The sequence below is a fragment of the Nocardioides convexus genome (assembly GCF_011090295.1).
This window is the reverse complement of the sequence record NZ_JAAMYA010000001.1, coordinates 1006044-1015312: the sequence shown is the minus strand read 5'-3', so window position 1 is coordinate 1015312 and position 9269 is coordinate 1006044. Positions and strand designations below refer to the sequence as shown.

Below are 9269 nucleotides of genomic sequence, written 5' to 3'. Positions count from 1 at the left end.
TTCGTCGTCTGCCGTACGGTTCCGCCCATGCGCGCCATCCCGCCCAGGCTTCGACCCCGCCGCCGTCGCAGCGATCGACGCGCGACTGGCGGGGGTGGCGTTCGACCACGGCGTGCGGGTGCCCTGGGCCATCGAGAGCGGCAGCCGGGCCTGGGGCTTCGCCTCACCGGACAGCGACTACGACTGCCGGTTCTTCTTCGTCCGTCCCTCGGCCGCCTACGCGGCTCTCTGGCCGGCTCGTGACGTGATCGAGACGCCGCTGGAGGGTCTGCTCGACGTCAACGGCTGGGACCTCGGCAAGGCGATCCGACTGGCGACGGCCGGCAACGCCACCGTGGGCGAGTGGCTGCGCTCCCCGTGGGTGTACGACGGAGACCCTGCGTTTCGCGACGAGTCTGCTGGCGCTCGTGGACCGCGTCGTCGACCCGGCCCGGCTGCGCCGCCACTACCTGCACGTGGGTCGTGCGCAGTGGCAGCGGGCGGCCGACGGCCCAGCCATGGTCGTTCTCAAGAGGATCTTCTACGCCGTGCGCCCGGCGGTCACGCTGCGCTGGCTCGACGACCACGCCGGCGTGCCACCGATGAGCCTCGACGAGTCTGCTGGAGCAGGCCGACGTCCCCGCTGACGTACGCGTGGAGGTGGAGGAGCCTGCGCGAGCGCAAGGCGCGGACCCGGGAGCCTGGGCAGTGCGCCCGTGCCGCCGGCCGTCGCGCGCTGGGTCGAGGGCATCTTCGCTGCCGAGCCCGACCTGTCGGTGCCGCGCTCGCCCCGCCAGCGGACAGAGGCGGAAGCCGGATTCCAAGCACTGCTCGCGCGGTGGGCACCCGCCTGAGATCCGGGGTTTGACCCGGCCGCAGCGGGAGACCATGGCGCTCATGCGTCTCGTCTCGGGGTCTCGCCCGGCTGCCCTGCTCACCGTCCTTCTCGGCGTCCTGCTCGCGCTCACGACCGTCCCCGTCCTCGCCGGTCCCGCGCACGCCGCGTCCGTCGTGCTCAGCGGGAGGATCACGGGTCTCGACGCCAGCGGTGCCAGCGTTCCCGTCCAGGACGTGTTCGTCGAGGTCAACCAGGCCAACGGCGACAGCCTCGACCCGCGGGCCTACGACTACACCGCGGCGGACGGGACGTACTCGATCACGGTCCCGGCCACGGGCACCTACCAGGTCTCCATCGAGTGCTGGGGCGACTACCCCTGCGCCGACGTCTACGCGCCGGAGGCGCCGGTCACCCGGACGATCAGCGCGAGCACGACGCTCGACGCCGACCTCGACCGGTGGGGCCGGATCACCGGCACCGTGCGGAAGGACGGCACCGCCACGGCGTGGCCCAACGGCGAGATCACCGCCAACAACGACGGGCGCGACTACTGGAGCAGGCTGGCCCGCCGTGAGCGTCGCCGCCGACGGCACGTTCACCATCGACAAGGTCGCGCCGGGCACGGTGACCCTCACGGGCAACGAGCCCTACGGCGCCGAGGGCTTCCTGACCGTCGTACCGGGGCAGAGCCTTCGTGGTCGCCCCCGGCCAGACGCTCGCCGCGAACCTGGCGGTCACGGACTGGAAGGGCTTCTACCTGCGCGCGGTCGACCCGAGCGGCGCGCCGCTGGAGAAGGTGCGCTGGAACGTCTTCTCCCGGCCCGCGGGCGGCGGCGCCTGGGACGACGGCCTGCAGTACGGCCCGCTCTCCACCGGTGCCGACGGCCGGATGTCCTTCGAGGTCCGCGACGACCGCGAGTACACCGCGTGCTTCTACGACGACGTCTACGGCCCCGAGGGCCCCTCTCGCGCCGACCGCTATGCCACACGCTGCCTCGGTGGCTCGCCGGACCTGTCCGGCGCGACCGCCTGGAGGCCCACCGCGGCCCAGCCCAAGGCTGAAGCAGGACCTCGCCCTGCCGGTCGCCGGGAAGTCGATGCAGCCGGCCGAGCCCTGGACCACGGGCACGGGGGTCACCGCGGTCGGCACGCCCATCACCGTCGACCCCGGGACCTGGAGCCCCGCGGAGACCACGCTGGCCTGGCAGTGGAAGTACTGGGACGGCACGCAGTGGGTGGCGATCGCGGGGGCCACCTCGCCGACGTACACGCCGACGGCCGACCTGACCGGCAAGCGCCCCGTCGCCTTCATCACCGGCACCGCGCCGGGCTACGCCCCCGCGACCCAGGCCTGGGGCAACAACGTGGTCGGCGGCAAGGCGCCGACGATGACGGGCAGCCTGTCGATCACGGGCCCGCTGACGGTCGGCTCGACGGCCACGGCCAACGCCGGCACGTTCACCCCGGCGAGCACGAGCACCAGGCTGGCAGTGGTTCCTCGACGGCCGCCGGCTGGCGGAGGGCTGGAACGACAGCGTCACCATCACCGCGGACATGCAGGGCAAGAGGCTCGAGGCCCGGCTCACCGCCTACGACTGGGCGAGTGGTGAGAACGAGTACTTCAACCGGGTCTCGGTGACCGTGCCGTCAACGCTCACCGGCGCCACCCCCACCATCTCCGGTACGACGGCCGTCGGCTCCACGCTCACCGCCGCCCCCGGCACCTGGACCACCGGCACCACGTTCGGCTACCAGTGGCTGCGGGCCGGGGTCGCGATCAGCGGCGCCACCGCGGCGACGTACCAGGCTCGCGGCGGCGGACCAGGGCAAGGCGATCTCGGTCAAGGTGACCGGGACCAAGGCCGGCTACACCGCGCTGTCCAAGACCTCCGCGGCGACCGCGGCCGTGCAGGGCGTCTTCACCGCACCGGCGCCGACGATCAGCGGTACCAAGGCCGTGGGCTACACCCTCACCGCCGTGCCGGGGACCTGGTCGCCGGTCGCGACGACGACCACCTACCAGTGGTACCGCTCGGGTGCTGCGATCTCCGGCGCCACCGCGACGACGTACAAAGCTCACCGCGACGGACGCCGGCAAGACGATCACCGTGAAGGTCACCGGCGCCAAGGCGGGCTACGTCACCAAGGCGGTCACCTCGGCCGCGACCACCGCGGTGCTCAAGGTGTTCACGACGGCGCCGGTGCCGACGATCTCCGGCACCCGCAAGGTGGGCTACGCCCTGACGGCGGTGCCCGGCACCTGGTCGCCCACCCCGACCGGCACGACCTACAAGTGGTACCGCTCGGGGGTGCTGATCAGCGGCGCCACCGCCAGCACCTACAAGGCTGACCTCGCTCGACAAGGGCAAGACGATCAAGGTCGTGGTCACCCGCTCGCTGGCGGGCTACCTGACGACCGCCAAGACCTCGGTGGCGACGGCGGCCATCGCCTGAGCCTCGCCCCTGGCTACGGTGGGGGCATGCTCGTCGCGTTCAGCATCAGCCCCGCCACCTCCGACGACACCGGTGGGGTGTCCGAGGCGGTCGCCGCCGCCGTCCGCGTGGTCCGGGACTCGGGGCTGCCGAACCGCACCGACGCCATGTTCACCACGATCGAGGGGGAGTGGGACGAGGTGATGGCGGTGGTCAAGCAGGCCGTCGACGTCGTCGCCGCCACCTCGCCGCGGGTCTCGCTCGTGCTCAAGGCCGACATCCGGCCCGGCTTCACCGGTGAGTCGACCGCCAAGGTCGAGCGGGTGGAGAGGGCGCTGGAGCGGTGACCCAGCCGCCCCCACCACCGCTCCCGCCGCCCCCGCCCTTCGCGCCGCCGCCGTTCCCGCCGCCGGTGGCGCCTGCGCCGCGGCGAGGCAAGACGCTCGCGGTGGTGCTCGCCGTGGTCGTGGCGCTCGTCCTGGTCACGGCGGCGGTCGTCGTACCGCTCCTGCTGACCCGCGACGACGACGAGGCCAGCGCGGGCCCGAGCGACCTGTCGGCCGTGAAGTCCTACGACGGCCTGACGAACAAGCACGTCCCCCTCGGTCAGAGCCTGGACTACCCGCAGAGCCCGCCGGTGGGCGGCGACCACGCCCCGGTCTGGATCGAGTGCGGGGCCTACGACGAGCCGCTGCCCGAGGTGAACGCGGTGCACGACCTCGAGCACGGCACCACCTGGCTGACCTACCGGCCCGACGACGTCGACGCCGACGGCGTCGCGCGGTTGACGGAGCCTGCTTCCGGCGAACGGCCTGCTGTCGCCGTACCCGGACCAGGACACGCCGGTCGTGATCACGGTCTGGGGCCGCCAGGCTCGCGCTGGACGGGCCGGACGACCCGCGGATCCAGGCTCTTCATCGACGCCTACGGCGCCGGGGACACCGCGCCCGAGCCGTTCGCCTCCTGCAACGGGGGAGCCCGCCCCGAGCAGGTTCCGGACCCAGGCGTCTCGGCGTGAGCCACCGGTTCGCGTCGGTGCTGCTCGTGGACGAGCGCGGCTGGCTGCTGCTCCAGGAGCGCGACGAGAACCCGGTGATCGACCCCGGGTGCTGGGGCTTCGTCGGCGGCCACGTGGACGAGGGCGAGGAGCCGGACGCGGCGGCGTACCGCGAGCCTGGCCGAGGAGACCGGGCTGCGCATCGCGCCGCCGGGGCTGCCGCGGTGGCGGGAGTTCACCATCTTCCACGCGGCCTACGGCACCCACGACCCGGTCCACGTGTACGCCGCCGCGACGACCGCCACCGACGCCGACATCGTGCTCGGCGAGGGCCGGCGGATCGTGTTCGTCGACCCGGCGGGTCTCGGCGACCTGCCGCTGACCGGGGCGGCGAGTGAGATCCTGCCGGTGTTCCTCGCCTCCGACCGCTACCAGGAGTCTGCTCCCATGACCTTCACCGTGATCCCCGTCCCGGGCCCCGGCGCCGAGGACGTCGTCGTGGCCACCTCCGGCCCGGACGCCGGCTCGGTCTTCACCGGCACCGAGGACGGCTCGATCTTCCGGGTCAGCCCGGACGGCGCGCGGGTGGACCTGGTGGCGCACACCGGGGGCCGTCCGCTCGGCATCGAGCACGCCGACGACGGCCGCCTCCTCGTGTGCGACGCCAAGCGCGGGCTGCTCTGGGTGGACCCGGCGACCGGGGGAGTCGAGCCTGATCACCGCCGACGTCGACGGCACGGCGATGGTGTTCTGCAACAACGCCGCGATCGCGCCCGACGGCACGATCTGGTGGTCGGACTCGTCCACCCGGTTCGGCATCGAGCGGTGGAAGGACGACTTCGTCCAGAACACCCGAACCGGCCGGCTGATGCGCCGCGACCCCGACGGCACCGTCACCGTCGTCCTGGACGGCCTGGCCTTCGCCAACGGCGTCGCGCTCTCGCAGGCCGGCGACTACGTGGTGGTCGCCGAGACCGGCGCCCGTACCGTCGTCCGGCACTGGCTCGCCGGCGAGCGCGCGGGCACCCGCGACCTGCTCGCGAGCGACCTGCCGGGCTATCCCGACAACATCGCGCGCGGCTCGGACGGGCTGATCTGGATCAGCATCGCCAGCCCCACCGACCCGCTCGTCGAGCGGCTGCAGACCGGGCCGCTGGTGCTGCGCCGGCTCGCCACCCGGCTGCCCGAGGCGCTGCAGCCCAAGCCCAAGCAGACCGTCCGCGTCGTCGCCTACGACGACCGGGGCAGCCTGGTGCACGACATCGACCTGCGCCCCGAGGAGCACGGCGCGTCGTACCACATGGTGACGGGGGTGCGGGAGCACGAGGGCCGGCTGTGGCTCGGCAGCCTGCACGAGCCGGCAATCGCCGTCCACGACCTGTGACGGCCTAGACTCGATCCCATGTCCGTGCTCGACCAGATCTCCCAGCCGCGCGACCTGCGGGCCCTGTCCGAGGACGAGCTCACCCAGGCTGGCGGCCGAGATCCGGGACCTGATGATCCGGACCGTGGCCACCAACTCCGGGCACCTCGGGCCGAACCTCGGCGTGGTCGAGTCGACCCTGGCGATCCACCGGGTCTTCGACTCCCCGCGCGACAAGATCGTCTTCGACACCGGCCACCAGTCCTACGTGCACAAGTCTGGTCACCGGCCGCGCCGGCGACTTCGCCTCGCTGCGCCGCGAGGGCGGGCTGAGCGGCTACCCGAGCCAGGCCGAGTCCGAGCACGACATCGTGGAGAACTCCCACGCCTCGACCGCGCTGAGTTTACGCCGACGGTCTCGCCAAGGCCTACGCTGTGCGCGGCGAGGACCGGCACACCGTCGCGGTGATCGGCGACGGCGCGCTCACCGGCGGGATGGCCTGGGAGGCACTCAACAACATCGCGATCCAGCACGACAGCAAAGTCGGTCATCGTCGTCAACGACAACGGCCGCTCCTACACCCCGACGATCGGTGGTCTGGCGACCGCGCTGACGAGCCTGCGGACCAACCCGCGCTACGAGCACGTGCTCGACATCGTCAAGCGCCGGCTCACCGCCGTGCCGGGGGTCGGCGCGGCGGCGTACGACGCCCTGCACGCCATGAAGAAGGGCCTCAAGGACGCGCTGGCCCCCCCAGGGCCTGTTCGAGGACCTCGGGCTCAAGTACGTCGGCCCGGTGGACGGCCACGACCGGGGCGCCATGGAGCAGGCGCTCGCCCAGGCCAAGCGCTTCGGCGGCCCCGTGATCGTGCACGCGATCACCCGCAAGGGCTTCGGCTACGACCCGGCGGAGCGCCACGAGGCGGACCAGTTCCACGCCCCCGGCCCGTTCGACGTGCAGACCGGCGCGGAGAAGCCCAAGGGGCTGATCTGGACCGACCACTTCGCCGACCACGTCGTGCGGATCGGCGAGCGGCGCCCGGACGTCGTGGCGATCACCGCCGCGATGATGCACCCGGTCGGCCTCGACAAGTTCCAGGAGCGCTTCCCCGAGCGCACCTTCGACGTGGGCATCGCCGAGCAGCACGCCGCGACCTCCGCGGCCGGGCTCGCGCTCGGTGGGCTGCACCCCGTCTTCGCGGTCTACGCGACCTTCCTCAACCGGGCCTTCGACCAGGTCCTGATGGACGTCGCCCTGCACCGGTGCGGCGTCACCTTCGTCCTCGACCGCTCGGGCGTCACCGGCGACGACGGAGCCAGCCACAACGGCATGTGGGACATGTCGATCCTTCAGGTCGTCCCCGGCCTGCGGCTGGCCGCGCCGCGCGACGTGACCCGGATGCGCGAGCCTGCTGGACGAGGCGGTCGAGGTCGCGGACGCGCCGACCGTCGTCCGGTTCCCGAAGGGGCCGCCGCCAGAGGACGTCGCGGCGGTCGGCACGGCCGGCGGCTGCGACGTGCTGGTCCGCGACGGCGCGCGCGACGTGCTGGTCGTCTCGGTCGGGGCGATGGCACCGGTCGCCGTCGAGGTGGCCGCCCGGCTGCGCGACCAGGGCATCGGCGTCACCGTCGTCGACCCGCGCTGGGTCAAGCCCGTCGACCCCGCCCTCGTCGAGCTCGCCCGCACCCACCGCCGCGTCGTCACCATCGAGGACAACGGCGTCGTCGGGGGCGTGGGGGCGGTGCTCCTGCAGACCCTCGCCGAGGCCGGCGTGCGCACCCCGGTCCGGCTCCACGGCATCCCGCAGGAGTTCCTCGACCATGCCAAGCGCGCCGCGATCCTCGAGCGCATCGGCCTGTCGGCCTCCGCCATCGCCCTGCAGGCGGTGCACGACATCACCGCGGAGCCGGCGCCGGAGGGCCGGTCGCTCCTCGATGTGGACGGGACGCGCTGAGCTGAGGAAAGCCCTGGTCGCGCTGCTCCTCGCGACCACCCTGCCGCTGGCGGCCTGCTCGGACGACCCGCCCCCACCCGCCTCGACCGGCGGGGCCTACGACGACGTCGCTGCCCTCATGCAGCGGACCCTCAGCCAGCGCGCGGCCGCACTGGCGCGGCACGACCGGGTGCTCTTCCGGCGTACGCTCGACCGCTCGGACGCCGGGCTGCTGGACAGCCAGCAGACCTACTTCGACAACCTCGCCCAGGCTCCCGGTCGGCAAGGCTGTGGATCAAGGTCGTCCCGGACACCATCACCCCCGTCGAGGGCACCGAGGTCGGTGCCGGCGGCGAGGAGTACTGGGCGGAGGTGGTCGTCGGCCTGCGTCTGCGGGGCTTCGACGTGACCGTGGTCCGCACCCGCGACCGCTACCGCTTCGTGCCGACCGAGGACCAGCGGCTGGTCGTCGGGTCGACCACCGACGACCACTGGGAGTCCGACCACCCGGGCAACACCCAGCCCTGGGACCTCGGCGAGATCCACGTGCGTCAGGCGCCCGGCGTGCTCGGCATCTTCGACGGCTGGACCGTCGACGACGCGGGGACCGTGCTCGACGCGGCGAGCAACGGCCGCTCGGACGTGCGCGCCGTCGTCGGGCCGGGCACCGGCAGCGCCGCCGGCAACGGCGTCGTCGTGTACTCCCTGCAGGACCCCACCTTCCTCGACGGGCTCGCCGGGCAGACCGTCGGCGACCCCGACCGGGCCGACGGGCTGACCATCGCGGTGCCGGCCGATGCGCAGGCGCCGGGCAAGGGCGCCGCGTCGTACCGGATCTTCGTGAACCCGCGGGTCCTCGGCGAGCCCGCCTCGGTGGTGGGCCGGCTGGTCCGCCACGAGCCTGACCCACGCCCTGCTCGGCGCGCGCGGCCGCGGTGCGCCGCTGTGGCTCAGCGAGGGCCTGGCGGAGTACGTCTCGGTCCGGCCGATGTCCCCGGGGCAGCGCCGGCTGCCCGCCCGCGCGCTCGAGGTCGGCGGCCGCGCGACGGAGCCTGCCGGGGGAGGCGGAGTTCGCCGGCCCCGACGCCGAGGCCTGGTACGCCGTGTCCTGGTGGGCGTGCGAGTACGTCGCCAAGACCTACGGCGAGTCCACCCTGCTGGTCCTGCTCGACCGCCTGGCCGGGGGCGCCGACCAGGCCGCGGTGCTCCAGGAGGTGCTGGGGATCAGCGGCGCACAGGCTTCGCCCAGCGGGGCGTGGCGCTGATGACGACGACGTACCGCGGTTGAATCCGGCTCGCCGGGTAATGTCCGGCGGGCGGGTGCTCGGCGTGCTCGCCGCTGATCCTCAAGGAGCACGATGAGCCTCTTCCGCACGAAGTCCGTCGAGCAGTCCATCGCGGACACCGACGAGCCCGACCACCGGCTGCGCAAGGACCTGTCCGCGCTGGACCTGACCGTCTTCGGCGTCGGGGTGATCATCGGTGCCGGGATCTTCGTGCTCACCGGCACGGTCGCGGCGAGCAACGCCGGTCCGGCGCTCGCGCTCAGGCTTCGTGATCGCCGCGGTCGCCTGCGGCCTGGCGGCGCTGTGCTACGCCGAGTCTCGCCTCGACGGTCCCGGTCGCCGGCAGTGCCTACACGTTCAGCTACGCCACGCTCGGCGAGGCTGGTCGCGTGGATCATCGGCTGGGACCTCGTGCTGGAGTTCACGGTCGGCGCGGCG

The 9269-nt window shown here is 73.2% G+C and carries 10 protein-coding genes and 1 pseudogene; 10 read left to right on the top strand and 1 reads right to left on the bottom strand.

Annotation, left to right across the window (positions count from 1 at the left end; all coding sequences use genetic code 11):
- Nucleotides 1-94 precede the first annotated feature (94 nt).
- The 6 genes from G5V59_RS07550 (at nucleotide 95) to G5V59_RS07525 (ending at nucleotide 4645) form a co-directional block, all read left to right on the top strand.
- Nucleotides 95-847, top strand: a complete 753-nt coding sequence (locus G5V59_RS07550; protein WP_278256068.1) for a nucleotidyltransferase domain-containing protein — start codon at nucleotides 95-97, stop codon at nucleotides 845-847.
- A 29-nt stretch (nucleotides 848-876) separates the two neighbouring features.
- Complete coding sequence (locus G5V59_RS07545) at nucleotides 877-2427, top strand: hypothetical protein (RefSeq protein ID WP_278256067.1); 1551 nt, start codon at nucleotides 877-879, stop codon at nucleotides 2425-2427.
- The gene (locus tag G5V59_RS07540) at nucleotides 2372-2929 is read left to right on the top strand and encodes a hypothetical protein (RefSeq protein WP_278256066.1); all 558 of its coding nucleotides are present in this window, start codon (nucleotides 2372-2374) and stop codon (nucleotides 2927-2929) included. The genes G5V59_RS07545 and G5V59_RS07540 overlap by 56 nt, the downstream gene beginning before the upstream one ends.
- A 368-nt stretch (nucleotides 2930-3297) precedes the next feature.
- A complete protein-coding gene (locus tag G5V59_RS07535; RefSeq protein WP_278259701.1) occupies nucleotides 3298-3597 on the top strand; it encodes a thiamine-binding protein in 300 nt (99 codons plus the stop codon).
- Nucleotides 3594-4268 carry a DUF3105 domain-containing protein gene (locus tag G5V59_RS07530; protein WP_278256065.1) on the top strand — a complete coding sequence of 225 codons (675 nt, stop codon included), beginning with the start codon at nucleotides 3594-3596 and terminating at the stop codon, nucleotides 4266-4268. Before G5V59_RS07535 ends, G5V59_RS07530 begins: the two co-directional genes overlap by 4 nt.
- Complete coding sequence (locus G5V59_RS07525) at nucleotides 4265-4645, top strand: NUDIX domain-containing protein (protein WP_278256064.1); 381 nt, start codon at nucleotides 4265-4267, stop codon at nucleotides 4643-4645. Before G5V59_RS07530 ends, G5V59_RS07525 begins: the two co-directional genes overlap by 4 nt.
- Nucleotides 4646-4675: 30 nt before the next feature.
- Here the strand turns inward: G5V59_RS07525 and G5V59_RS07520 are convergent, their stop codons facing one another.
- The gene (locus G5V59_RS07520) at nucleotides 4676-4915 is read right to left on the bottom strand and encodes a hypothetical protein (protein WP_278256063.1); all 240 of its coding nucleotides are present in this window, start codon (nucleotides 4913-4915) and stop codon (nucleotides 4676-4678) included.
- A gap of 74 nt (nucleotides 4916-4989) precedes the next feature.
- Here G5V59_RS07520 and G5V59_RS07515 point away from each other — a divergent pair, with 74 nt between their 5' ends.
- The 4 genes and pseudogenes from G5V59_RS07515 to G5V59_RS07500 all read left to right on the top strand — a co-directional run bounded on the left by G5V59_RS07515 (nucleotide 4990) and on the right by G5V59_RS07500 (nucleotide 8907).
- Nucleotides 4990-5631: an SMP-30/gluconolactonase/LRE family protein gene (locus G5V59_RS07515; protein WP_278256062.1), complete on the top strand. Its 642-nt coding sequence runs from the start codon at nucleotides 4990-4992 to the stop codon at nucleotides 5629-5631.
- 18 nt (nucleotides 5632-5649) lie between these two features.
- Nucleotides 5650-7566: pseudogene (dxs, locus tag G5V59_RS07510) on the top strand (1-deoxy-D-xylulose-5-phosphate synthase).
- On the top strand, nucleotides 7547-7954 hold the full coding sequence (locus G5V59_RS07505; protein WP_278256061.1) for a hypothetical protein: 408 nt from the start codon (nucleotides 7547-7549) through the stop codon (nucleotides 7952-7954). The pseudogene dxs and the gene G5V59_RS07505 overlap by 20 nt, the downstream one beginning before the upstream one ends.
- Complete coding sequence (locus G5V59_RS07500; protein WP_278256060.1) at nucleotides 7918-8907, top strand: hypothetical protein; 990 nt, start codon at nucleotides 7918-7920, stop codon at nucleotides 8905-8907. Before G5V59_RS07505 ends, G5V59_RS07500 begins: the two co-directional genes overlap by 37 nt.
- The last annotated feature ends 362 nt before the right edge of the window (nucleotides 8908-9269 follow it).